Consider the following 24,506-nt stretch of genomic DNA (forward strand, 5'->3'; position numbering starts at 1 on the left):
GGCCGCATCGTGGGGCAGGCACGAGCACTCGACCGGCCAGCGCCAAGGTGTGCGCCGTCGCCGCTCTTCGTTATAATGCCCGGCTTGCTGTGCCCCTCGCGTGTGCTTGTCCGCCAAGGGCGCCTGAAAAACCTCGGCTTCACTGGGCCTGAAAGGATCACCATGTTCGAAAACCTGACCGACCGCCTGTCACAGACGCTGCGCCATGTCACCGGCAAGGCCAAGCTGACCGAAGACAACATCAAGGACACGCTGCGCGAAGTGCGCATGGCCCTGCTCGAGGCCGACGTCGCCCTGCCGGTGGTCAAGGATTTCGTCAACAACGTCAAGGAGCGCGCGGTCGGCACCGAGGTGTCGCGCAGCCTGACCCCTGGCCAGGCGTTCGTGAAGATCGTCCAGGCCGAACTGGAAAGCCTGATGGGCGCGGCCAACGAAGACCTCGCGCTCAACGCCGCCCCGCCCGCCGTGGTGCTGATGGCCGGCCTGCAGGGCGCGGGCAAGACCACCACCGCCGGCAAGCTCGCGCGCTTCCTTAAAGAGCGCAAGAAGAAGAGCGTGATGGTGGTGTCGGCCGACGTCTACCGCCCGGCGGCGATCAAGCAGCTGGAAACCCTGGCCAATGACATCGGCGTGACCTTCTTCCCGTCCGATATCAGCCAGAAGCCGGTGGCCATCGCCGAGGCGGCGATCCGCGAAGCCAAGCTCAAGTTCATCGACGTGGTCATCGTCGACACCGCCGGTCGCCTGCATATCGACGCCGACATGATGGACGAGATCAAGGCCCTGCACGCCGCGGTCAAGCCGATCGAGACCCTGTTCGTGGTCGACGCCATGACCGGCCAGGATGCCGCCAACACCGCCAAGGCCTTCGGCGACGCGTTGCCGCTGACCGGCGTGGTGCTGACCAAGGTCGACGGTGACGCCCGTGGCGGTGCCGCGCTGTCGGTGCGCGCCATCACCGGCAAGCCGATCAAGTTCATCGGCATGGGCGAGAAGAGCGAAGCCCTGGAGCCCTTCCACCCTGACCGCATCGCTTCGCGCATCCTCGGCATGGGCGACGTGCTCAGCCTGATCGAGCAGGCCGAGCAGAACATCGACAAGGCCAAGGCCGACAAGCTTGCCAAGAAGCTCAAGAAGGGCAAGGGCTTCGACCTCGAAGATTTCCGCGACCAACTGCAACAGATGAAGAACATGGGCGGCCTGGGCGGCCTGATGGACAAGCTGCCGAGCATCGGCGGCATGAACCTGTCGCAGATGGGCAACGCCCAGGGCGCGGCCGAGAAGCAGTTCAAGCAGATGGAAGCGATCATCAACTCCATGACCCCCGCCGAGCGCCGCGATCCCGAGCTGATCAGCGGTTCGCGCAAGCGCCGCATCGCGCTGGGCTCCGGCACCCAGGTGCAGGACGTTGGCCGGCTGATCAAGCAGCACAAGCAGATGCAGAAGATGATGAAGAAATTCTCCGCCAAGGGCGGCATGGCCAAGATGATGCGTGGCCTGGGCGGGATGCTGCCGGGCGGCGGTATGCCGAAGATGTAAGCGAATCCGGCGGGTTGCCTTCTCTTTAGCAAGGCAGCCCGCCAGACCCCGCCTCGGCGGGAAAACGGCCGCGAAACAGCGGCTTAACCGGCAAACCTGAGCAGTGGGGCATGGCCTTGCTGAAAAAGCCATTTGCAAATGTCCGTGTATTCCCCGAGAATATGCGGCCTTTTGGGCACCCTGTGCCTATTTGGCTTTCAGATTTGCAGCACCGACTATAGGAACGATGTTCACATGGTAACCATCCGTCTTGCCCGTGGCGGCTCCAAGAAGCGCCCTTTCTACCACCTGACCGTGACCAACTCGCGTAACGCCCGTGACGGCCGTTTCGTTGAGCGCGTAGGCTTCTTCAACCCGATCGCTTCGGGCGCTGAAGTCAAGCTGTCGGTCAACCAGGAACGCGTCACCTACTGGCTGAGCCAGGGCGCGCAGCCGTCTGAGCGTGTTGCTCAGCTGCTGAAGGACGCTGCCAAGGCCGCTGCCTAAGTAGTATGAACGCGACGCCAGAGAAGGCTGACGACCTCATCGTCGTTGGCAAGATTTTTTCGGTTCACGGCGTTCGCGGCGAGGTGAAGGTGTATTCCTTTACCGATCCGATTGAGAACCTGTTGGATTATCGGCGCTGGACGCTCAGGCACGAAGGCACGGTAAAACAGGTAGAGCTGGTCAGCGGTCGTGGCTCCCAAAAGGGCCTGGTCGTGAAACTGAAAGGCCTCGACGATCGTGATGAAGCCCGTCTTCTGAGCGGTTACGAGATCTGCATCCCGCGGAGCCTTTTGCCCAATCTGGCAGCCGACGAGTACTACTGGTACCAGTTGGTGGGCCTGAAGGTCATCAATCAGGACGAACACCTGTTCGGCTCGATCGATCACCTGTTGGAGACCGGTGCGAACGATGTAATGGTGGTCAAGCCTTGCACAGGCAGCCTGGATGATCGCGAGCGTTTGTTGCCCTATACGGCGCAATGCGTGCTGGCAGTCGACCTGGAAGCGGGTGTGATGCGTGTCGAATGGGACGCGGATTTCTAAACGATGGGTAACCTTCGCGTAGAAGTCGTCACGTTGTTCCCCGAGATGTTCTCGGCCATCACGAAGTACGGCATTACCAGCCGCGCGGTAAAACAGGGGTTGCTGCAAGTGACCTGCTGGAACCCGCGGGACTACACCACGGATCGCCACCACACGGTGGATGATCGGCCTTTTGGCGGTGGTCCTGGCATGGTGATGAAAATCAAGCCTCTGGAAGATGCCCTGGCCAGTGCCAGGCAAGCGACTGGAGCTGCGGCGAAGGTGATCTACCTCTCGCCACAAGGCCGCAAGCTGACCCAGCAGGCGGTCAAAGGCCTGGCCGAACAGGAATCGTTGATCCTGATCGCCGGTCGTTATGAAGGCATCGACGAGCGTTTTATCGAAGCTCATGTCGATGAAGAGTGGTCGATTGGCGACTATGTGCTTTCCGGTGGCGAGCTGCCGGCCATGGTGCTGATCGATGCGGTTACGCGGCTGCTGCCCGGAGCTTTAGGGCATGTGGACTCGGCGGAGGAAGACTCCTTCACCGACGGTCTGCTCGATTGCCCGCACTACACCCGACCCGAGGTGTATGCGGATCAGCGCGTTCCCGACGTGTTGCTAAGTGGCAACCATGCACATATCCGGCGTTGGCGGATGAAGCAGTCCCTTGGTAGGACCTTCGAACGACGCGCCGATCTTCTGGAAAGTCGCTCACTTTCTGGAGAAGAGAAGAAGCTGCTCGAGGAATACCTCCGCGAGCGGGACGATAGTTAACGTATCGATGGTGGATCGAGTTATCCATCTTAGGAGCACAGCATGACCAACAAGATCATCCAGCAGCTCGAAGCCGAGCAGATGAGCAAAGAGATCCCGACCTTCGCACCAGGCGACACCGTTGTCGTCCAGGTTAAAGTGAAGGAAGGCGACCGCTCGCGTCTGCAGGCGTTCGAAGGCGTCGTTATCGCCAAGCGTAACCGCGGTCTGAACAGCGCCTTCACCGTGCGCAAGATCTCCAGCGGCGTTGGCGTAGAGCGTACCTTCCAGACCTACAGCCCGCAGATCGACAGCCTGGCCGTGAAACGTCGTGGTGACGTGCGTAAAGCCAAGCTGTACTACCTGCGCGACCTGTCCGGCAAAGCCGCTCGCATCAAGGAAAAACTGTCCTGAGTGCAGTTTGACCGGTGGCTGTGGCCGCCTTGCGAGAAAAAAGCAGCCTTCGGGCTGCTTTTTGCGTTTTATGCTATCTGGTCCGGCCCGGTCGTTGCCTCGACCGCCGTCTTCAACCCTTGCGATGTGACCCCTCATGACCCCACGAGACCAGGAAATCCAGCGCCGCACCGAGCTGTCGGTGACCCGCGTGACCAAGGCTGTCTTCCCCAACACCACCAACCACCACAACACCCTGTTCGGCGGCACCGCCCTGGCGTGGATGGACGAGGTGTCGTTCATCGCCGCCACGCGCTTCTGCCGCCTGCCGCTGGTGACCGTGTCCACCGACCGCATCGACTTCAAGCACCCGATCGCCGCCGGTTCGATCGTCGAACTGGTGGGCACGGTGATCAAGGTCGGGAACACCAGCTTGCAGGTGCAGGTGGATGTGTTCGTCGAGAACATGTATGTCGATGGGCGCGAGCAGGCGATCCAGGGTGTGTTCAGCTTCGTCGCCATCGACGAGGACAAGCGGCCGGTGCCGGTGTTGCCGCCAGCTTGAGGGTTTCCTGTGTCGGCCCTGTCACGGGGCCGGTACAGACAACCCGTCGCTCGCTATGAAACACTGCCCCCACTTCAATCGCTCAGCATCGACCCCATGCCTGCCCTTGACCACCCCCTGATCGACCAGTTCCTAGACGCCCTCTGGCTGGAAAAGGGCCTTTCCGACAACACTCGCGTCTCCTACCGCAGCGACCTGGCCCTGTTCAATGGCTGGCTCCAGGAGCACGGGGTGGCCTTGCCCGACGCTGGTCGCGAGCTGATCCTCGACCACCTGGCCTGGCGCTTCGACCAGGGCTACAAGCCCCGTTCCACCGCGCGCTTCCTCTCCGGCGTGCGCGGCTTCTTCCGCTACCTGCTACGTGAACGCCTGGTCGCCGTCGACCCGACCCTGCAGGTGGACATGCCGCAGTTGGGGCGGCCCCTGCCCAAGTCGCTGTCGGAAGCCGACGTCGAGGCCTTGTTGCAGGCGCCGGACCTGGGCGAGGCCATCGGCCAGCGTGATCGCGCCATGCTCGAGGTGTTGTATGCCTGCGGCCTGCGGGTGACCGAGCTGGTCAGCCTCACCCTCGACCAGGTCAACCTGCGCCAGGGCGTGCTGCGGGTGATGGGCAAGGGCAGCAAGGAGCGCCTGGTGCCCATGGGCGAGGAGGCGGTGCTGTGGGTCGAGCGCTACCTGCGCGACGGTCGCGCCGAGCTGCTCGGCGCCCGCCCCAGCGATGTGCTGTTCCCCAGTCTGCGCGGCGAGCAGATGACCCGCCAGACCTTCTGGCACCGCATCAAGCACCAGGCTCGCGTGGCCGGTATCGACAAGCCGCTGTCGCCGCACACCCTGCGCCATGCCTTCGCCACCCACCTGCTCAACCACGGCGCCGACCTGCGCGTGGTGCAGATGCTGCTCGGCCACAGCGACCTGTCCACCACGCAGATCTACACCCACGTCGCCAAGGCGCGCCTGCAGCAGTTGCACGCCCAGCACCATCCGCGTGGATGAATGATTTTCATGTTCCGCCCGGCGGTGCCTCGGGACTGATTGCGCGCCAGTCTGATGTGGTAGGCTTGAGCGGTTTGCACCAGGGGCCGCCCGGTTGCCGCGACTTCACCGCAGGCAACGTCCTCCGGCCCCCGTCCGCCTTCAGGAGTACCCCATGCGCGTGACCCAGCTTTTCGCCGCCGCCGCCCTGGCGTTGGCCAGTACCTTTGCCGTCGCCGCGGCCACCGATGGCGCCGCCGGCGCCGGGGCCGAGCAGGCCATCCGCAAGACCCTGCAAACCCTCGAACTGGAAGTGCCGGTCGAAAGCGTGGCCAGCAGCCCGGTCAGCGGCCTCTACGAAGTCAAGCTGCAAGGCGGCCGCGTGCTCTACGCCAGCGCCGACGGGCAGTTCTTCATGCAGGGCTACCTGTACCAGATGCAAGACGGCAAGCCGGTCAACCTCACCGAGAAGGCCGAGCGCCTGGGCATCGCCAAGCTCATCAACGGCATTCCGGCCGCCGAGATGGTGGTTTATCCTGCCAAGGGCGAGACCAAGTCGCACATCACCGTGTTCACCGATACCACCTGCCCTTACTGCCACAAGCTGCACGCCGAAATCCCCGAACTCAACAAGCGTGGTATCGAAGTGCGCTACGTCGCCTTCCCGCGCCAGGGCCTGGGTTCGCCGGGTGACGAGCAGTTGCAGGCCGTGTGGTGCTCCAGCGACCGCCGCGCGGCGATGGACAAGATGGTCGATGGCAAGGAAATCAAGGCCGCCAAGTGCGCCAACCCGGTCAGCAAGCAGTTCCAGCTCGGCCAGTCGATCGGCGTCAATGGCACGCCGGCGATCGTGCTGGAAAGCGGCCAGGTGATCCCGGGCTACCAGCCGGCACCGCAGGTGGCCAAACTGGCCCTGGCTGCTCAGCAGCAGGCTGCCAAGTAATCATTCAGTACGCCGTCGTCATGGGTGACGGCATGTTTCACGGTCGGCGCAGGTGCCGGCCGTTCAATGGGGAGTTCACAGTGAAACCGGTCAAAGTAGGCATCTGTGGGTTGGGGACCGTCGGTGGCGGAACCTTCAATGTACTTCAGCGCAACGCCGAGGAGATTGCCCGCCGTGCCGGGCGCGGTATTGAAGTGGCACAGATCGCCATGCGCTCGCAGAACCCGAACTGCCAGATTACCGGTACCCCCATTACCGCTGATGTGTTCGAAGTCGCGAGCAACCCCGAGATCGACATCGTCATCGAACTGATCGGTGGCTACACCGTGGCCCGCGACCTGGTGCTCAAGGCCATCGAGAACGGCAAGCACGTGGTCACCGCCAACAAGGCGCTGATCGCCGTGCACGGCAACGAGATCTTCGCCAAGGCCCGCGAGAAGGGCGTCATCGTCGCCTTCGAAGCCGCCGTGGCCGGTGGCATCCCGGTGATCAAGGCGATCCGCGAGGGCCTGTCGGCCAACCGTATCAACTGGCTGGCCGGGATCATCAACGGCACTGGCAACTTCATCCTCACCGAGATGCGCGACAAGGGCCGCGCCTTCCCCGACGTGCTCGCCGAGGCCCAGGCCCTGGGCTACGCCGAGGCCGACCCGACCTTCGACGTCGAGGGCATCGACGCCGCGCACAAGCTGACCATCCTGGCGTCCATCGCCTTCGGCATCCCGTTGCAGTTCGACAAGGCCTACACCGAGGGCATCACCCAGCTGACCACTGCCGATGTCAACTACGCCGAGGCCCTGGGCTACCGTATCAAGCACCTGGGCGTGGCGCGCCGCACCGCCGATGGCATCGAGCTGCGCGTGCACCCGACGCTGATCCCCAGCGACCGCCTGATCGCCAATGTCAACGGCGTGATGAACGCGGTGATGGTCAATGGCGATGCCGCCGGCTCCACCCTGTACTACGGTGCCGGCGCCGGCATGGAGCCGACCGCCTCGTCGGTGGTCGCCGACCTGGTCGACGTGGTCCGCGCCATGACCTCCGACCCGGAGAACCGCGTGCCGCACCTGGCCTTCCAGCCGGATTCGCTGTCGGCCCACCCGATCCTGCCGATCGAGGCCTGCGAAAGCGCCTATTACCTGCGCATCCAGGCCAAGGACCACCCAGGCGTGCTGGCCCAGGTCGCCAGCATCCTCTCGGAGCGTGGCATCAACATCGAGTCGATCATGCAGAAGGAAGCCGAGGAGCAGGATGGCCTGGTGCCGATGATCCTGCTGACCCATGGCGTGGTCGAGCAGCGCATCAACGACGCCATCGTCGCCCTGGAGTCGCTGCAGGACGTGGTCGGCAAGGTCGTGCGCATCCGCGTCGAGCAGCTTAATTAATTTCGCGGCGGGCCGCCCAAGGTGGCCCGCGCCCAGATCGAAGGTTTGCACCATGCGCTATATCAGTACCCGCGGTCAGGCTCCGGCCCTGAATTTCGAAGATGTGTTGCTGGCGGGCCTGGCCAGTGACGGCGGCCTCTACGTGCCGGAAAACCTGCCCCGCTTCACCCAGGAAGAGATCGCCTCCTGGGCCGGCCTGCCGTACCACGAGCTGGCCTTCCGGGTGATGCGCCCGTTCGTCGAGGGCAGCATCGCCGATGCCGACTTCAAGAAGATCCTCGAGGAAACCTACGGCGAGTTCGCCCACGCCGCCGTGGCGCCGCTGCGTCAGCTCAACGGCAACGAGTGGGTGATGGAGCTGTTCCACGGCCCGACCCTGGCGTTCAAGGACTTCGCCCTGCAACTGCTCGGTCGCCTGCTCGACCACGTGCTGGTCAAGCGTGGCGAGCGCGTGGTGATCGTCGGCGCGACCAGTGGCGACACCGGCTCGGCGGCCATCGAAGGTTGCCGCCGTTGCGACAACGTCGACATCTTCATCCTGCACCCGCACCAACGCGTGTCGGAAGTGCAGCGTCGGCAGATGACCACCATCCTCGGCGACAACATCCACAACATTGCCATCGAGGGCAACTTCGACGACTGCCAGGAGATGGTTAAGGCCAGCTTCGCCGACCAGTCGTTCCTCAAGGGCACCCGCCTGGTGGCAGTGAACTCGATCAACTGGGCGCGGATCATGGCCCAGATCGTCTACTACTTCCACGCCGCGCTGCAGCTCGGCGGCCCGGCCCGTTCGGTGGCGTTCTCGGTGCCGACCGGCAACTTCGGCGACATCTTCGCCGGCTACCTGGCGCGCAACATGGGCCTGCCGATCAGCCAACTGGTGGTCGCCACCAACCGCAACGACATTCTCCACCGCTTCATGAGCGGCAACCAGTACGCCAAGGACACCCTGCACCCGACGCTGTCGCCGTCCATGGACATCATGGTCTCGTCCAACTTCGAGCGCCTGCTGTTCGACCTGCACGGTCGCAACGGCGCCGCCATCGCGCAACTGATGGACACCTTCAAGCAAGGTGGCGGCTTCAGCGTCGAGCAGGACCGCTGGACCGAGGCGCGCAAGCTGTTCGACTCGCTGGCGGTCAGCGACGAGCAGACCTGCGAGACCATCGCCGACGTGTTCGCCGCCACCGGTGAAGTGCTCGACCCGCACACCGCCATCGGCGTCAAGGCCGCCCGCGAGTGCCGCCGCAGCCTGGAAACGCCGATGGTGGTGCTGGGCACCGCGCACCCGGTCAAGTTCCCCGAGGCGGTGGAGAAGGCCGGCGTCGTCCGCGCGCTGGAGCTGCCGGCGCACCTGAGCGACCTGTTCAGCCGCGAAGAGCGTTGCACGGTGCTGGCCAACGACCTGAAGGCGGTGCAAGCCTTCGTCAGCCAGCACGGCAACCGCGGCAAGCCGCTCTAAGCCGCACCCATGTAGGCGCGGGCTTGCCCCGCGATGGGGCCCTCACGGACATATCCTGCCGGTGAGGGGCCATCGCTGGGCAAACCGGCTTCTACAATAGGGCGGGAGGTTTCCCGGCTTATTTCAGACTTTTCTTATACAAGCGCCTTCCCAGCCTTCCTTAGAGTGACCGGCCCCATCCAAACAGGGCATCGGCCCTCAGGAGCGGCTCATGCACCGGCTCGACGTCCTGATCCTCCAGGGCAGCCCTTCCCACCAGATTCGCCTGCACCAGGCCTGCAACGCGCTCGGGGTGTTCAATGTGCGTATCGCTGCCGACCTGGCGGCTACGCAAGCTTGCCTGTCACATCACCCCGTCGACTTGCTGCTGGTCGACCACGCGTTGCCAGCTTCTTGCGCTAAACCCTTGCTCGAATACTTGTGCGGCCAGCGCCGGGCCCGTGCGCTGGCGTTCATCGGCGAGCCCACGGAGCTCGTGGAGGACGCGCGCCAGCAGGGCCTCTGGGTGCTCGCGCAGTTGTCCTGGCCGCTGCCGGTCAGCGCCCTGCAGGCGACACTCCGGCGACTGGTGCGGCCTGCCGACAGGTGTGTGTGGCGGGATATGCAAACGGTCATGTCACCCGCGCATGCTCGCTGGGACGGGCACGGTTGGGCGAACTTTCCAGCGTGCCCGACGGTCAGTTCCCATACCTCCCCGAACAAGTGAGTACGCCGGATGGAAAGAATCTGCACACTGCTCAATGATGCCCTGACCCCTTACCAGGCCCGGCTGGGTGCCGTGGACGCCGACGGCAACCGCCAACTGACCCTGCTGGACCGCCAGGGTGGCGAAGTCCTGCGGCGCACGGTTAGCCCGCGCCAGTTGCAGGAGCAGCGCTTGCTGGTCGACCTGGTCGATGGCCTGCTCCGCGACGTGCAGATCGTTGAAGGGCGTTTGCAGCCCTGCGTCATCGCCGCCTTGCGGCACCAGCGAGAATTTCATGGAACCTTTGCCTGAGTACTTCGTCAGACCTGGCAGGGGCAATCGATCGATGCTTTGCTCCGGTAGCGATCGATGTGCCACGGGAAGTCCAAGGACTTTCAGTTGACCCCGGATGTTCTCCCCAGCGTCCGGGGTTTCTTTTTGCCCAGCTCACGGCCCTGGCGCGGCGGCCGCAGGTTGTTCGTCGAAGAAACGCTTGGCGTCCTCCAGGTAGCCGCCGCGCAGCGTCGGGTCCAGCCAGCTGGCGTATAGGCCGGGCAGGGTGCGTTGACGCAAGGCCGGCAGCAGGCGGTCGATGTGGGTGATGGCCTCGCGGCCCAGTGGCGAGTTGGCGCAGCCGACATGCAGGAACTGGTAGCGTTGTGTTCCCTTGATCGGGTGAAACTGAAAGTCGTCCAGCGCGCCACCTTGCTGCTGCACCAGGTAGCGCACCTCCGGCCAATAGCCCAGTACCAGTTGCAGACGCCCCAGTTGCTGCATTTGCAGCAGGTTGGCGGTGGCGTCGTTGCCGTAGTGGCGGCTGAACGCGTTGTCCGGCAACCGCCGCAAGATCTCGTCTACCTGCACGCTATAGCTGCGTTCAGCGACGATGCCGAGCTTGAGGTGGGTGTCTTCCAGCAGGCGCTCGAGGTCGACCTGTTGCCCTTCGAGGAAGGGAGCCAGCAGCGCCTGATCGCGTTTGCGCACCACCACGCCACTGCTGAGCACGCCCAGCGACGGTTGTGAGAATTGCACGAACTTCGCCCGTTCAGGCGTCCACAACAGGGTCGGGTCGCAGGTGAACTGGCGCTCCTGAAGCATCTGGATGCCACGCGCGCGGTTGACGCGTACGATGCTGTGGTCGTATTCGGGCATCTGCGCGATCAGCAGTGGCAGCATCTGGTCGATCACCCCCTGGCCTTTCTGCTCACCCTCGAAAATAGTGAACGGTGGCAGGTCGCGTACCAGCCACAGCAGGCGTTCGCGCGCCTGCGCCGCCTGCATGGCCAGCAGCGGCAGGAGGGCACACAGGGCAAGACCGCTGGCGCGCATGGGCGGGGTCAGACCGCGCCGCTTTCACGCAGGCGGGCGATGGCCGCCTCGTCGTAGCCCAGGCCCGTCAGCAACGTGGCGGTGTGCTCGCCCAGCGCGGGGCCGACCCATTCGCTGGAACCGGGGGTGTCCGAGAGTTTGGGTACGATGCCGGGCATCTTGAACGGCTTGCCGTCGGGCAGTCGGGCCTGGATGAACATCTCGCGGGCGAGGAACTGCGGGTCGCTGAGCATGTCCTCGGCGCTGTAGATGCGGCTGGCCGGCACCTGGGCGTCGTTGAGCAGTTGCATCAGTTGCGCCAGTGGCAGGCCGTTGGCCCAGCGGTCGATCACCCCGTACAGCTCGTCGCGGCGCAGGTCGCGGCCATCGTTGGTGGCCAGGGCCGGGTCTTCAGCCAGGTCGTCGCGGCCGATGGCCTGCATGAAGCGCTTGAAAATGGCGTCGCCGTTGGCACCGATCTGCACGTGCTTGCCGTCGGCGCTGGTATGGATGGAGGAGGGCGTGATGCCGGGCATGATGTTGCCGGTGCGCTCGCGGATGAAGCCGAACACGTCGAATTCCGGGACCATGCTTTCCATCATGGCGAAGATCGCTTCGTACAATGCCACGTCGACCACCTGCCCCTGGCCGCCGTTGACTTCGCGGTGGCGCAGGGCCATCAGTGCGCCGATCACGCCCCACAAGGCAGCGATGGAGTCGCCGATGGAGATCCCCGTGCGCACCGGCGGCCGGTCCTCAAAGCCGGTGATATAGCGCAGCCCGCCCATGGATTCGCCGACCGCGCCGAAGCCGGGCTGGTCCTTCATTGGCCCGGTCTGGCCGAAGCCGGACAGGCGCACCATGACCAGGCGCGGGTTGAGGGTGTGCAGCACGTCCCAACCCAGGCCGAGTTTTTCCAGCACGCCGGGGCGGAAGTTCTCGATCAGGATGTCGGCTTCGGCGAGCAGGCGTTTGAGGATCTCGCGGCCTTCCGGGTGCTTGAGGTTGAGGGTCAGCGACTGCTTGTTGCGCGCCTGGACGAACCACCACAGCGAGGTGCCCTCGTAGAGCTTGCGCCATTTGCGCAGCGGATCGCCGCCGTCGGGAGACTCGACCTTGATCACCTCGGCGCCGAACTCGGCGCAGATGCGCGAGGCGAAGGGGCCGGCGATCAGGGTGCCGAGTTCGATGACTTTGAGGCCGGCGAGGGGTTTGCTGGGGGTGGTCATGGGGCATCCGTGGCTGCGGGGGACGAGCGCTGGTTTTATCACAGCTGGTCGGTGTCAGGTACTGCCGTGGGGCAGTGATGGCCCTATCGCGGTGCAAGCCCGCGCGGACAGGAACACAGCCGCGCCTGTAGGCGGATAGGGCCATCACCGACACAACACCCCTGACAGGATCGGTTAGACTGTCCGACTTTTCTCCCAAGAAGCCCGCTCCCCATGGCCCAGCCGTCCACTACCTATAAATTCGAACTGAACCTGACCGACCTCGACCGTGGCGTCTATGAGAACGTCCGTCAGACCATCGCCCGTCACCCCTCGGAAACCGAGGAACGCATGGCCGTGCGTCTGCTGGCCTACGCCCTCTGGTACAACGAGAACCTGTCGTTCGGGCGCGGGTTGTCGGACGTCGATGAAGCCGCCTTGTGGGAAAAGAGCCTGGACGACCGCATCCTGCACTGGATCGAGGTCGGCCAGCCTGACGCCGAGCGCCTGACCTGGTGTTCGCGCCGCACCGAGCGCACCAGCCTGCTGGCCTACGGCAGCCTGCGGGTATGGCAGAACAAGGTGGTGGACGCGGTCAAAACCCTGAAGAACCTCAACATCGCCGCCGTGCCTCAGGAAGCGCTGGAAATCCTCGCCAAGGACATGCCGCGCACCATCAAGTGGGACGTGATGATCAGCGAAGGCACGGTGTTCGTCACCGACGATCGCGGCCAACACGAAGTGCAGTTGGAGTGGCTGCTCGGTGAGCGTGGCTGACCCGACCCCATGCGCATCGAACCCCGCCCCCTGCCATCGACCCTGCCGTTCCTCGGTCACCTGCCGCCGTTGCTGACCCGCCTGTACGCCGCCCGCGGCGTGCAGAGCGAGGCCGAGCTGGACAAGAGCCTGGCGCGGTTGCTGCCTTACCAGCAGCTCAAGGGCATTGACGCGGCGATCGACCTGCTGGTCGACGCCTTGGACCAGCGCCAGCGCATCCTCATCGTCGGCGACTTCGACGCCGATGGCGCCACCGCCAGCACTGTCGGTCTGCTCGGGCTGCGCCTGCTGGGCGCGGCGCATGTCGACTACCTGGTGCCCAACCGTTTCGAATACGGCTACGGCCTGACCCCGGAGATCGTCGAGGTGGCCTTGCAGCGTCAGCCGCAGTTGCTGATCACCGTGGACAACGGCATCTCCAGCGTCGAGGGCGTGGCCGCCGCCAAGGCCGCTGGGCTCAAGGTCCTGGTCACCGACCACCACCTGCCCGGCGCGCAGTTGCCGGACGCCGACGCCATCGTCAACCCGAACCAGCCGGGTTGCGATTTCCCCAGCAAGTCGCTGGCCGGCGTGGGCGTGATCTTCTACGTGCTGATGGCCCTGCGCGCGCGCCTGCGCAGCCTTGGCCGCTATGAAAGCCAGCCGCAGCCGAACATTGGCGAGCTGCTCGACCTGGTGGCCCTGGGCAGCGTGGCCGACGTGGTGCCGCTGGATGCCAACAACCGCATCCTCGTGCACCAGGGCCTGGAGCGCATCCGCGCGGGTCGTGCGCGCCCGGGGCTCAAGGCGATCCTCGAAGTCGCCCGGCGCGACCACCGGCGCATCACTTCCACCGACCTCGGTTTCATCCTCGGCCCGCGGCTCAATGCCGCCGGTCGCCTGGACGACATGAGCCTGGGCATCGAATGCCTGCTCTGCGAAGACCCGGCCCAGGCACAGGACATGGCCGAGCAGCTCGATGGCCTGAACCAGGACCGCAAGTCCATCGAGCAGGGCATGCAGCGTGAGGCGCTGGCCCAGCTCAAGGATTTGCCGGTCGAGTCCATGCCCTATGGCCTGTGCTTGTTCGAGGCTGATTGGCACCAGGGCGTGATCGGCATCCTCGCCTCGCGCCTGAAGGAACGCTACCACCGTCCCACCATCGCCTTCGCCGACGCGGGGGAGGGGATGCTCAAGGGTTCGGCGCGTTCGGTGCCGGGGTTCCATATCCGCGATGCGCTGGATGCGGTGGCGGCGCGTCACCCGCAGTTGATCAGCAAGTTCGGTGGGCACGCCATGGCGGCGGGGTTGTCGCTGCCGGCGGACAACTTCCCGGCATTCGCCCAGGCATTCGACGAGGAAGTGCGCCGCCAGCTGCGCGAGGACGACCTGACCGGGCGCCTGTTGTCGGATGGCAGCCTGGCGGTGGAAGAGTTCCACCTGGACCTGGCTCGGGCTCTGCGCCATGCCGGGCCCTGGGGGCAGCACTTCCCCGAGCCGTTGTTCCATGGGGTGTTCCAGCTGGTCGAGCAACGGGTGGTTGGGGAGCGGCACCTGAAGGTGGTGCTCAAGAGCGAATGCGGCTCGGTCAAGCTCGACGGCATCGCCTTCGGCATCGACCGCGATGTGTGGCCGAACCCGACCGTGCGCTGGGTGGAGCTGGCGTACAAGCTCGATGTGAACGAGTTTCGGGGCAATGAGAGTGTGCAGTTGATGATCGCGCACATGGAGCCGCGTTGAGGTGGCCCGTGCCGGCCCCGCGATAGGGCCGGCACATCTCCCGCAAAACCTCATCCCCAGAACAATCTGGTCTAGTCTCAAGAGACCGGTACCGGGCCAGGGTCGCGCATGAGTGCTCGGGCCGGATCACCATTGGAGTCCTTGGGAGGTCCCGTCATGAGCCTGCTGCTTGAGCCGTACACCCTGCGTCAGCTGACCCTGCCCAACCGCATCGCCGTTTCCCCCATGTGCCAGTATTCCTGCGTCGATGGCCTGGCCAACGACTGGCACCTCGTGCACCTTGGCAGCCGCGCCGTCGGCGGCGCCGGGCTGATCATCACCGAAGCCACAGCCGTGACCCCGGACGGTCGCATCACCGCCGAGGACCTGGGCCTTTGGAGCGACGCGCAGATCGCCCCGCTGCAACGCATCACCCGTTTCATCACTGCCCAGGGCGCCGTGCCGGGCATCCAGCTGGCCCATGCTGGGCGCAAGGCCAGCACCCATCGCCCCTGGTTGGGCAAGCATGGCAGCGTCAAGGTCGAGGAGGGCGGCTGGCAACCCGTCGGGCCGTCGAAGATCGCTTTCGACCCGGAGCACAGCGTGCCCCATGAGCTGACCGAAGAGGAAATCTCGGGCATCATCCAGGCCTTCACCGACGCCGCTCGTCGCGCTTTGACCGCAGGGTTCAAGGTGGTCGAGGTGCATGCCGCCCATGGCTACCTGTTGCACCAGTTCCTGTCGCCCTTGAGCAACCAGCGTCGCGACCGCTACGGCAGCTGTTTCGACAACCGCATCCGCCTGACCCTGGAAGTCACCCAGGCGGTGCGTGAGGTGTGGCCCGAGGAACTGCCGCTGATCGTGCGGGTGTCGGCCACCGACTGGGTCGAGGACGGCTGGAACCCCGATGAAACCGTAGAACTGGCCCGTCGCCTGAAAGCGCTGGGCGCGGACCTGATCGACGTCTCCTCCGGTGGCACCTCCATGCACGCCGAGATCCCCACCGGCCCCGGCTACCAGACCCGTTTCGCCGAGCGGGTGCGCAAGGAGTCGGGCATCGCCACCGGCACCGTCGGGATGATCACCGAGCCGGCGCAGGCCGAGCACATCCTGCGCACCGGCCAGGCCGATATCATCTTCCTCGCCCGCGAACTGCTGCGCGACCCGTATTGGCCTCTGCACGCCGATGACGACCTGGGGGGAAGCAAGGCCACCTGGCCGGCCCAGTACCAACGCGCGACCAGCCGGGCCAACCCGATACACGAGTCGGACTTGCGCGACTGAACCCGGCGCGTCGCTCGGTCTGGCTTCTTCAGCCACGGCATTGGACTCATCGCGGGGCTTGCCCCGCGGTGAGTCCGGTATGGACATCAAGCAACATTCAGAAGCAAATGCATTAAGCGTGGATTCAGCCCGCAGGCCTAATCTGGGCCTTTCTTTCCCTTCGCGGAGGTACCCCAGATGAACACCCGTGGTCTGCTCGATCAATTGCTCCGTTCCGGCCAGGACCTGCTGCAGAAGCAGCAAGGCAAGGGCGGCGCGGGCCAGGCGCCAGGGCTTGGCGACCTGCTGGGCGGCGGCAAGGGCTCGGGCCTGGGCAGCCTGCTCTCGGGGGCTGGCGGCGGCGCCTTGGCGGCGGGCGCGATGGGCCTGCTGCTGGGTAACAAGAAAGCGCGCAAATACGGTGGCAAGGCACTGACCTATGGTGGCCTGGCGGCGCTTGGCGTGCTCGCCTACAAGGCCTATGGCAATTGGCAGGCGCGCCAGGGCGCGAACACCGGGCAGGAGCCACAAACGCTCGACCGCCTGCCGCCGGCCCAGGCCGAGCAGCACAGCCAGGCGGTATTGCGTGCCCTGGTGGCGGCGGCCAGGTCCGATGGCCATATCGACGAGCGCGAGCGGGCGCTGATCGAGGGTGAGTTCACCCGGCTCGACAGCGACCGCGAGCTGCAAGGCTGGCTGCATGCCGAACTGAACAAACCACTGGACCCCGCCGAAGTGGCGCGTGCCGCGCAGACGCCGGAAATGGCCGCCGAGATGTACCTGGCCAGCGTGATGATGGTCGACCAGGAGAACTTCATGGAGCGTGCCTACCTGGACGAGCTGGCCCGCCAGTTGCGCCTCGACCCGGCGTTGCGCCAGGAACTGGAAAACCAGGTGAGGCTCGCCGCAGGGCAGTGATCGCGGTTTGGTGTTGCCTGGGCGGGCGCTATCGCGGGGCAAGCCCGCTCCTCCAGATACGGCGCAGTCCTTGAGAGCGGTGCTGTACCTGCGGGAGCGGGTTCGCCCCGCGATGAGGCCGCCCCCGACAGCCCCGCTAATGGCCACTGGCTACTCCATCGGCATGAATGCCTGAATCCCCCCGCAATTCAGCCGCGAACCTACAGAGCGCCTACGCTATACTTCGGCGATTTTCCCGCTCGTAGCGAATTCTTGAGGGCTGATTGTGAAAAACTGGACCTTGCGCCAACGGATCCTGGCAAGTTTCGCCGTGATCATCGCCATCATGCTGTTGATGATCGTGGCCGCCTATTCGCGCCTGGTGTCGATCGAGGCGAGCGAAGAGGCGGTGGGGGCCGACAGCATCCCCGGGGTCTATTACAGTTCGATGATCCGCAGCGCCTGGGTCGACAGCTACGTCGCCAGCCAGCAATTGGTGGGGCTCTCCGAGCACCGTGAATTGACCTCGGCCGACGTCGAGCTGTTCAAGAGCTTCAACGACCGCCTCAGGGAACAGATGGACCATTACCAGGGCACCATCGAGGATTCGCAGGACCAGGCGGCCTTCGATACCTTCGTGCGCCTGGAGGCCGATTACCTCAAGGTGGTCGACCGGGTGCTCGAGGCATACCGTGCGAAGAACTATGTCGAGGCCGAGCGCCTGATCATCGATGAGCTGACGCCCACCTGGGCTGCCGGGCGCAAGCACCTGAACGCGCTCATCGACCGCAACACCGAGTCGGCCAACGCCGCCTCGCGCGATATCGTCGCTGCCGTGGCCACGGCCAAGGGCAGCATGGTCGTCTCGTTGCTGCTGGCCATCATCGCCGCTGGCGTTTGCGGCCTGTTGCTGATGCGCGCTATCACGGCCCCCGTGCAACGTATCGTTCACGCATTGGACAAGCTGCGCTCGGGCGACCTCAGCGCCCGCCTGAGCCTGGACCGCAAGGACGAGTTCGGCGCCATCGAGAACGGCTTCAACGAAATGGGCGAGGCCTTGGCCAACCTGGTTGCCCAGGCCCAGCGCTCGTCGGTGCAGGTGACCACCTCGGTGACCGAGATCGCCGCCACCTCCAAGCAGCAGCAGGCCACCGCCACCGAAACCGCCGCCACCACCACGGAGATCGGCGCCACCTCGCGGGAAATCGCCGCCACCTCGCGCGACCTGGTGCGCACCATGACCGAAGTGACCAGCGCCGCCGACCAGGCCTCGAGCCTGGCGGGCTCCGGCCAGCAGGGCCTGGCGCGCATGGAGGAGACCATGCACCAGGTCATGGGCGCCGCCGACCTGGTCAACGCCAAGCTCGGGATCCTCAACGAGAAGGCCAGCAACATCAACCAAGTGGTGGTGACCATCGTCAAGGTCGCCGACCAGACCAACCTGCTCTCGCTCAACGCCGCCATCGAGGCCGAGAAGGCCGGCGAGTACGGCCGTGGCTTCGCCGTGGTGGCCACCGAGGTGCGCCGCCTGGCCGACCAGACCGCCGTGGCCACCTATGACATCGAACAGATGGTGCGCGAGATCCAGTCGGCGGTGTCGGCGGGGGTGATGGGCATGGACAAGTTCTCCGAGGAAGTGCGCCGCGGCATGTTCGAGGTGCAGCAGGTGGGTGAGCAGTTGAGCCAGATCATCCATCAGGTGCAGGCCCTGGCGCCGCGCGTGTTGATGGTCAACGAGGGCATGCAGGCCCAGGCCACCGGCGCCGAGCAGATCAACCAGGCGCTGGCCCAGCTCAGCGATGCCAGCACCCAGACCGTGGAGTCGCTGCGCCAGGCCAGTTTCGCCATCGATGAGCTCAGTCAAGTGGCTGCCGGCCTGCGCGGCGGTGTGTCGCGCTTCAAAGTCTGACGCCGATGAACGACCTGCCTGCACGCGATCCGCGCCCCGTCGAGGCCCAGGGCGCGCTGTACCTGCTGTTTCGTCTGCGCGAGCAGCGCTTCGCGCTGGATGTGCGCGAAGTGATCGAGGTGTTGCCGCAACGGCTGCTCAAACCCATTGCCCAGGCGCCGGCCTGGGTTGCCGGCATCCTCGCGCATCGCGGCGCCCTGGTGCCGGTGATCGACCTCTCGGCACTGAGCTTCGGCGAGCCCGCTCCGCAGCGCACCAGCACCCGCCTGGTGCTGGTGCACTACTGCGGCGCCCTTCAACTGGGCCTGATCCTGGAACAGGCGACCAATACCCTGCGCTGCCGCCCCGACGAATTCCAACCCTATGGCGTGGACAACGCCGAGGCCCCGTACCTGGGGCCGGTGCGCCAGGACGAACACGGCTTGCTGCAGCGCATCCAGGTCGATGACCTGCTCAGCGACGCGGTGCGTGCGCTGCTGTTCCCCGATCAACCCGGGCAGGTGCCGGCATGAGCGAGCAACGTTTCCATCGCTTCCTGCAAGAGCGCATCGGGCTGGACGTCGAGTCGGTCGGCGCGCCGATGATCGAGCGCGCCTTGCGCCAGCGCTGCGTGGCCATGGCCGCCGAGCACTTGGATGACTACTGGTTGCTCTTGCAGCAATCGAGCGAAGAGCAGCAGGCGCTGATCGAGGCGGTGATCGTCCCCGAGACCTGGTTCTTTCGTTACCCCGAATCGTTCACCGCCCTGGTCGGCCTGGCCCACAAGCGCCTGGCCGAGTTGGCCGGCGCGCGCCCCTTGCGCATCCTCAGCCTGCCGTGCTCGACCGGTGAAGAACCCTACTCGATCGCCATGGCGTTGCTCGACGCCGGCATGGCGGCGGGGGCGTTTCGCATCGATGGCGTCGACATCAGCCCCAGTTCGATCGCCCGTGGCGAGCAGGCGTTGTATGGGCGCAACTCGTTTCGCGGCAGCGACCTGGCGTTTCGTGAGCGGCATTTCAGCGAAGTCGACGACAGTCACCGGCTCGACGAGCGGGTGCGCCGGCAGGTCAACCTGCAGGTCGGTAACGTGCTGGACCCGGCGCTGCGTGACCGTGATGGCTGCTATGACTTCGTGTTCTGCCGCAACCTGTTGATCTATTTCGATGTGCCGACCCAGCAGCGGGTGTTCGAGGTGCTCAAGCGCCTGACCCATGCCCAGGGCGTGCTGTTCATCGGCCCGGCCGAAGGGAGCCTGCTGGCGCGCCTGGGCATGCGGCCCCTGGGCATCGCCCAGTCGTTCGCCTACGTGCGTCAGGACGAGACCCAAGCGCCACCCCCTGTGCCGCCCGTTTCGGCGCCCCGCCCCGCCGTGGTGCCGACCGTTGCGCCGCGCTCGGTCGTCTCGCCGGTGGCGCCGCGGGTTGCGCCGCCTCGCCCGGTGCTGGCCAGTCCCGGCGCCCCGGGTGAAAGCGAAAGCGCCTTGCTCGCGACCATCGCGCAGCAGGCCAACGCGGGTGCCAGTGAGCAGGCTCGCGCCAGTTGCGAGCGCTACTTGCGCCAGTTCGAGCCCAAGGCGCAGGTCTATTACTGGCTGGGCCTGCTCAGCGACACCGCAGGCGATGCCCAGGCAGCGCTGCAACACTACCGCAAGGCCTTGTATCTGGAGCCGCAGCACGCCGAGACGCTGGCGCACCTGGCCGCGTTGCTGGCGTCCCAGGGCGATGCCGTAGGCGCCCGGCGCCTTCAGGAGCGTGCGGCGCGGGCGGGCAGGGAGTCTGAACGATGAGTGGCGCCAACCCGATGCACCTGATCGCCCATGATGGCGAGGCCATCGACGATTGCTGGAACCGCATAGGCGTGCATGGCGACAAGCAGTGCCCGCTGCTCGAGCGGCATATCCACTGCCGCAACTGCGAGGTCTATGCTGCCGCCGCCACGCGCCTGCTCGACCGTTACGCGCTGTTGCAGGATGAACGGTTCGAGGCCGCGGCGCCGGTCGAGGACGTCAGCGGCTGCTCGATGCTGTTGTTCCGCCTGGGCGAGGAATGGCTGGCCTTGGCCACCGCTTGCCTGGCCGAGATCGCGCCGCTGCAAACCGTGCATTCCTTGCCGCACCAACGTTCTCGCATGCTCCAGGGCGTAGCCAATGTGCGTGGCGCGCTGGTGCCGTGCCTGTCGCTGGCCGACCTGCTGGGCATGGACGCGGCGCCAGCCCAGGAGCGTGGTGGGCGGGTGATGCCACGCATGTTGATCCTCGCCGCGGATGGCGGGCCGGTAGTGATGCCGGTGGACGAGGTCGACGGCATCCACCGCCTCGACACCTCGCGCCTGGGCGCCTCGCACGACGCAGCCCCGTTCACCCAGGCGGTGCTGCAATGGCGGGGCCGCAGCGTGCGTGTGCTGGACCCGCAACACCTTCTGTCTGCCGTGAAGCGGAGCCTGTCATGACCCCGGAGCAAATGCGCGACGCATCGCTGCTCGAATTGTTCAGCCTGGAAGCCGAAGCTCAGACCCAGGTGCTCAGTGCCGGCCTGCTGGCGCTGGAGCGTAACCCGGCCCAGGCGGACCAGCTGGAAGCCTGCATGCGCGCCGCCCACTCGCTCAAGGGCGCGGCGCGGATCGTCGGCATCGATGCCGGGGTCAGCATCGCCCACGTCATGGAGGATTGCCTGGTCGCGGCCCAGGAAGGGCGCCTGCTGTTGAGCCCCGAGCATATCGACGCGTTGTTGCAGGGCACTGATTTGCTGATGCGTATCGCCACGCCCGGCGACCAGGCCGCCGAGGCGGTGCCGGCGTTCCTGGTGCAGATGGCTGGCCTGCTCGACCCCTCGGCTGCAGTGCCCCTGCCGCGGGCGCCATCGCTCAGCGCCGAACCCGTAGCGCCGCCCCCGCCTGCGCCTGAAGTGGAGCCCGAGGTCGAGCCCGTGGCACCGCGCAAGGCCGGCAAGCGTGGCGGCGAAGGCGGCGAGCGGGTGCTGCGGGTGACCGCCGACCGCCTGAACAGCCTGCTCGACCTGTCGAGCAAATCCCTGGTCGAGACCCAGCGCCTGAAGCCCTACCTGGCCACCCTGCAGCGCCTCAAGCGCATGCACGGCCAGGGCATGCGGGCCCTGGACGGCCTCAAGGGGCAGCTCGAGGCCAGCGGCCAGAGCGCCGAGGTGCTCGACGCCTTGGCCCAGACCCAGCGCCTGCTCGCCGAAACCCAGCAAACCCTGCAGCAGCAGGCCGCCGACCTCGATGAGTTCGGCTGGCAGGCCAGCCAGCGCGCGCAACTGTTGTACGACACGGCACTGGCCTGTCGCATGCGCCCATTCGCCGACGTGCTCACCGGGCAAAGCCGTATGGTCCGCGACTTGGGGCGCTCGCTCGACAAGCAGGTGCGCCTGCTGATCGAAGGCGAGAAAACCCAGGTCGACCGCGATGTGCTGGAAAAGCTCGAGGCGCCGCTGACCCACCTGTTGCGCAACGCGGTCGACCACGGCATCGAACTGCCCGAGCGGCGCCTGCTGGCCGGCAAGCCTGGCGAAGGTACCCTGCGCCTGCGTGCCTCGCACCAGGCCGGGCTGCTGATTCTGGAACTGACCGACGACGGCGCCGGTATCGACCTGGAACGCTTGCGCCGCAGCATCGCCGAGCGCGCCCTGTCACCGGCCGAGACCGTCGCGCAGATGAGCGAGGCGGAGCTGCTGACGTTCCTGTTCCTGCCCGGCTTCAGCCTGCGCGACCAGGTTACCGAGGTGTCCGGGCGCGGCGTCGGCCTGGACGCGGTGCAGCACATGGTGCGCGAGCTGCGTGGCTCGATCGAGTTGACCCAGGTCGCTGGCCAGGGCTGCTGTTTCCACCTGGAAGTGCCGCTGACCCTGTCGGTGGTGCGCAGCCTGGTGGTCGAAGTGGGCGGAGAAGCCTATGCCTTCCCGCTGGCGCACATCGAGCGCACCGTCGACGTGCCGGCCGAGGCCATCGTGCAAATCGAGGGGCGTCAGCACTTCTGGCACGAAGGCCGGCATATCGGCCTTGTCGCCGCCAGCCAGTTGCTCAACCGGCCTGCGGGGCAGGGCGATGAAAGCAACCTGCGGGTGGTGGTGATCCGCGAGCGCGAGCAGCTCTATGGCGTGGCCGTGGAGCGTCTGGTGGGCGAGCGGGTGCTGGTGGTGATGCCGCTCGACCCGCGCCTGGGCAAGGTCCAGGACATTTCCTCCGGCGCCTTGCTCGACGACGGCTCGGTGGTGCTGATCATCGACGTCGAGGACCTGCTGCGCTCGGTGGAGAAACTGCTCAGCACCGGCCGCCTGGAACGTATCGACCGTGGCGCCAGGGCGGGCCGTGGGGTGGCGCGCAAGCGCGTGCTGGTGGTCGACGACTCGCTGACCGTGCGCGAGCTGCAGCGCAAGCTGCTTGGCAACCGCGGCTACGACGTGGCGGTGGCGGTCGATGGCATGGACGGCTGGAACGCCCTGCGCAGCGAAGACTTCGACTTGCTGATCACCGACATCGACATGCCGCGCATGGACGGCATCGAGCTGGTGACCCTGGTGCGCCGCGACCACCGCCTGCAATCGCTGCCGGTGATGGTGGTGTCGTACAAGGACCGTGAAGAAGATCGACGCCGTGGACTGGATGCCGGCGCCGACTATTATTTGGCCAAGGCGAGTTTCCATGACGACGCCTTGCTCGATGCCGTGGTGGAGTTGATCGGAGGGGCTCAGGGATGAAGATCGCCATCGTCAACGACATGCCCATGGCGGTCGAGGCCTTGCGTCGGGCGCTGGCGTTCGAGCCGGCGCACCAGGTGCTGTGGGTGGCCAGCGATGGCGCCGAGGCCGTGCGCTTGTGCGCCGAGCAGACGCCGGACCTGATCCTGATGGACCTGATCATGCCGGTGATGGACGGCGTAGAGGCGACCCGGCGGATCATGGCCGAGACCCCCTGTGCCATCGTCATCGTCACCGTCGACCGCAAGCAGAACGTGCACCGGGTGTTCGAGGCCATGGGCCATGGCGCCCTGGACGTGGTCGACACCCCGGCGCTGGGCGCAGGGGATGCGCGCGAGGCGGCGGCGCCGCTGCTGCGCAAGATCCTCAACATCGGCTGGTTGATCGGCCAGCAGCGGCCCAGCGCGCCGCGCGCGGTCGCCACGCCACTGCGTGAGGCGATCCAGCGCAAGGGCCTGGTGGCCATTGGCTCGTCGGCCGGTGGGCCGGCGGCCCTGGAGGTGCTGCTCAAGGGGCTGCCGCGGCATTTCCCGGCGGCCATCGTGCTGGTGCAGCACGTCGACCAGGTGTTCGCCGCCGGCATGGCCGAATGGCTCAGTGGCGTGTCCGGGTTGCCGGTGCGCCTGGCCTGCGAAGGCGAGCCACCGCAGCCGGGGCAGGTGCTGTTGGCCGGTACCAACCACCATATTCGTTTGTTGCAGGGCGGCCAGCTGGCCTACACGGCCGAGCCGGTGAACGAGATCTACCGGCCATCCATCGACGTGTTTTTCGAGAGCGTGGCGCGTTTTTGGGGTGGCGATGCGGTTGGGGTGTTGCTGACCGGGATGGGGCGCGATGGCGCCCAGGGGCTGAAACACATGCGTCAGCGCGGCTTCCTGACCATTGCCCAGGACCAGCACAGCAGTGCGGTCTACGGCATGCCGAAGGCCGCCGCGGCAATAGACGCGGCCACGGAGATCCGTCCGCTGGAAAGGATTGCCGGGCGACTTGTGGAGATATTTTCGAAATGACGCTATGTATTGAGTCACGCCGCCAGGCGCGCAGT

At 65.9% G+C, this 24,506-nt stretch carries 24 protein-coding genes; 22 read left to right on the forward strand and 2 right to left on the reverse strand.

Annotation, left to right across the window (positions count from 1 at the left end; translation table 11 throughout):
* Positions 1-162 precede the first annotated feature (162 nt).
* From ffh to P0Y43_RS06890, 12 genes are all read left to right on the forward strand, one after another.
* Positions 163-1,539, forward strand: a complete 1,377-nt coding sequence (gene ffh / locus P0Y43_RS06835; protein ID WP_275636533.1) for a signal recognition particle protein — start codon at positions 163-165, stop codon at positions 1,537-1,539.
* A gap of 234 nt (positions 1,540-1,773) precedes the next feature.
* On the forward strand, positions 1,774-2,025 hold the full coding sequence (gene rpsP / locus P0Y43_RS06840; protein ID WP_008094480.1) for a 30S ribosomal protein S16: 252 nt from the start codon (positions 1,774-1,776) through the stop codon (positions 2,023-2,025).
* Between the two features lie 5 nt (positions 2,026-2,030).
* Positions 2,031-2,567 (forward strand): ribosome maturation factor RimM, encoded by a 537-nt coding sequence (gene rimM, locus P0Y43_RS06845; protein ID WP_275636534.1) that lies wholly within the window; start codon positions 2,031-2,033, stop codon positions 2,565-2,567.
* Between the two features lie 3 nt (positions 2,568-2,570).
* Positions 2,571-3,323, forward strand: coding sequence for a tRNA (guanosine(37)-N1)-methyltransferase TrmD (gene trmD / locus P0Y43_RS06850; RefSeq protein ID WP_275636535.1), 753 nt, complete (start codon positions 2,571-2,573; stop codon positions 3,321-3,323).
* Between the two features lie 42 nt (positions 3,324-3,365).
* Positions 3,366-3,716, forward strand: coding sequence for a 50S ribosomal protein L19 (gene rplS, locus P0Y43_RS06855; RefSeq protein WP_011535315.1), 351 nt, complete (start codon positions 3,366-3,368; stop codon positions 3,714-3,716).
* A 136-nt stretch (positions 3,717-3,852) separates the two neighbouring features.
* Positions 3,853-4,260: an acyl-CoA thioesterase gene (locus P0Y43_RS06860; RefSeq protein WP_275636536.1), complete on the forward strand. Its 408-nt coding sequence runs from the start codon at positions 3,853-3,855 to the stop codon at positions 4,258-4,260.
* A 96-nt stretch (positions 4,261-4,356) separates the two neighbouring features.
* The gene (gene xerD, locus P0Y43_RS06865; RefSeq protein ID WP_275636537.1) at positions 4,357-5,253 is read left to right on the forward strand and encodes a site-specific tyrosine recombinase XerD; all 897 of its coding nucleotides are present in this window, start codon (positions 4,357-4,359) and stop codon (positions 5,251-5,253) included.
* A gap of 154 nt (positions 5,254-5,407) precedes the next feature.
* Positions 5,408-6,175, forward strand: coding sequence for a DsbC family protein (locus tag P0Y43_RS06870; RefSeq protein ID WP_275636538.1), 768 nt, complete (start codon positions 5,408-5,410; stop codon positions 6,173-6,175).
* Between the two features lie 80 nt (positions 6,176-6,255).
* On the forward strand, positions 6,256-7,560 hold the full coding sequence (locus tag P0Y43_RS06875) for a homoserine dehydrogenase (RefSeq protein ID WP_275636539.1): 1,305 nt from the start codon (positions 6,256-6,258) through the stop codon (positions 7,558-7,560).
* Positions 7,561-7,612: 52 nt separating this feature from the next.
* Positions 7,613-9,022 carry a threonine synthase gene (gene thrC / locus P0Y43_RS06880; protein WP_275636540.1) on the forward strand — a complete coding sequence of 470 codons (1,410 nt, stop codon included), beginning with the start codon at positions 7,613-7,615 and terminating at the stop codon, positions 9,020-9,022.
* A 211-nt stretch (positions 9,023-9,233) separates the two neighbouring features.
* A complete protein-coding gene (locus P0Y43_RS06885) occupies positions 9,234-9,728 on the forward strand; it encodes a histidine kinase (protein ID WP_345774558.1) in 495 nt (164 codons plus the stop codon).
* Positions 9,729-9,737: 9 nt separating this feature from the next.
* The gene (locus tag P0Y43_RS06890) at positions 9,738-10,019 is read left to right on the forward strand and encodes a DUF3509 domain-containing protein (RefSeq protein WP_275636541.1); all 282 of its coding nucleotides are present in this window, start codon (positions 9,738-9,740) and stop codon (positions 10,017-10,019) included.
* A gap of 135 nt (positions 10,020-10,154) precedes the next feature.
* Here the strand turns inward: P0Y43_RS06890 and P0Y43_RS06895 are convergent, their stop codons facing one another.
* Together P0Y43_RS06895 and P0Y43_RS06900 are read right to left on the reverse strand one after the other, a co-directional pair.
* Positions 10,155-11,036 (reverse strand): TIGR02285 family protein, encoded by an 882-nt coding sequence (locus tag P0Y43_RS06895; protein ID WP_275636542.1) that lies wholly within the window; start codon positions 11,034-11,036, stop codon positions 10,155-10,157.
* Between the two features lie 8 nt (positions 11,037-11,044).
* Positions 11,045-12,244, reverse strand: a complete 1,200-nt coding sequence (locus P0Y43_RS06900; protein ID WP_275636543.1) for a CaiB/BaiF CoA transferase family protein — start codon at positions 12,242-12,244, stop codon at positions 11,045-11,047.
* A 213-nt stretch (positions 12,245-12,457) separates the two neighbouring features.
* Here P0Y43_RS06900 and P0Y43_RS06905 point away from each other — a divergent pair, with 213 nt between their 5' ends.
* The 10 genes from P0Y43_RS06905 to P0Y43_RS06950 all read left to right on the forward strand — a co-directional run bounded on the left by P0Y43_RS06905 (position 12,458) and on the right by P0Y43_RS06950 (position 24,471).
* The gene (locus P0Y43_RS06905; RefSeq protein WP_275636544.1) at positions 12,458-13,000 is read left to right on the forward strand and encodes a YaeQ family protein; all 543 of its coding nucleotides are present in this window, start codon (positions 12,458-12,460) and stop codon (positions 12,998-13,000) included.
* 9 nt (positions 13,001-13,009) lie between these two features.
* Positions 13,010-14,719: a single-stranded-DNA-specific exonuclease RecJ gene (gene recJ / locus P0Y43_RS06910; RefSeq protein ID WP_275636545.1), complete on the forward strand. Its 1,710-nt coding sequence runs from the start codon at positions 13,010-13,012 to the stop codon at positions 14,717-14,719.
* Positions 14,720-14,875: 156 nt separating this feature from the next.
* Positions 14,876-15,982, forward strand: a complete 1,107-nt coding sequence (locus P0Y43_RS06915; RefSeq protein WP_275636546.1) for an NADH:flavin oxidoreductase/NADH oxidase — start codon at positions 14,876-14,878, stop codon at positions 15,980-15,982.
* A gap of 177 nt (positions 15,983-16,159) precedes the next feature.
* Positions 16,160-16,879: a tellurite resistance TerB family protein gene (locus P0Y43_RS06920; protein ID WP_275636547.1), complete on the forward strand. Its 720-nt coding sequence runs from the start codon at positions 16,160-16,162 to the stop codon at positions 16,877-16,879.
* Positions 16,880-17,144: 265 nt separating this feature from the next.
* Complete coding sequence (locus P0Y43_RS06925; protein ID WP_275636548.1) at positions 17,145-18,767, forward strand: methyl-accepting chemotaxis protein; 1,623 nt, start codon at positions 17,145-17,147, stop codon at positions 18,765-18,767.
* Positions 18,768-18,772: 5 nt separating this feature from the next.
* Positions 18,773-19,279 (forward strand): chemotaxis protein CheW, encoded by a 507-nt coding sequence (locus P0Y43_RS06930; protein WP_275636549.1) that lies wholly within the window; start codon positions 18,773-18,775, stop codon positions 19,277-19,279.
* A complete protein-coding gene (locus tag P0Y43_RS06935) occupies positions 19,276-20,535 on the forward strand; it encodes a CheR family methyltransferase (RefSeq protein ID WP_275636550.1) in 1,260 nt (419 codons plus the stop codon). Before P0Y43_RS06930 ends, P0Y43_RS06935 begins: the two co-directional genes overlap by 4 nt.
* The gene (locus tag P0Y43_RS06940) at positions 20,532-21,197 is read left to right on the forward strand and encodes a chemotaxis protein CheW (protein ID WP_275636551.1); all 666 of its coding nucleotides are present in this window, start codon (positions 20,532-20,534) and stop codon (positions 21,195-21,197) included. Before P0Y43_RS06935 ends, P0Y43_RS06940 begins: the two co-directional genes overlap by 4 nt.
* The gene (locus P0Y43_RS06945) at positions 21,194-23,461 is read left to right on the forward strand and encodes a hybrid sensor histidine kinase/response regulator (RefSeq protein ID WP_275636552.1); all 2,268 of its coding nucleotides are present in this window, start codon (positions 21,194-21,196) and stop codon (positions 23,459-23,461) included. Before P0Y43_RS06940 ends, P0Y43_RS06945 begins: the two co-directional genes overlap by 4 nt.
* Positions 23,458-24,471, forward strand: coding sequence for a chemotaxis response regulator protein-glutamate methylesterase (locus P0Y43_RS06950; RefSeq protein WP_275636553.1), 1,014 nt, complete (start codon positions 23,458-23,460; stop codon positions 24,469-24,471). Before P0Y43_RS06945 ends, P0Y43_RS06950 begins: the two co-directional genes overlap by 4 nt.
* Positions 24,472-24,506 lie beyond the last annotated feature (35 nt).

This window comes from Pseudomonas entomophila, from assembly GCF_029193575.1.
In the GTDB taxonomy this organism is placed as follows: domain Bacteria; phylum Pseudomonadota; class Gammaproteobacteria; order Pseudomonadales; family Pseudomonadaceae; genus Aquipseudomonas; species Aquipseudomonas entomophila_G.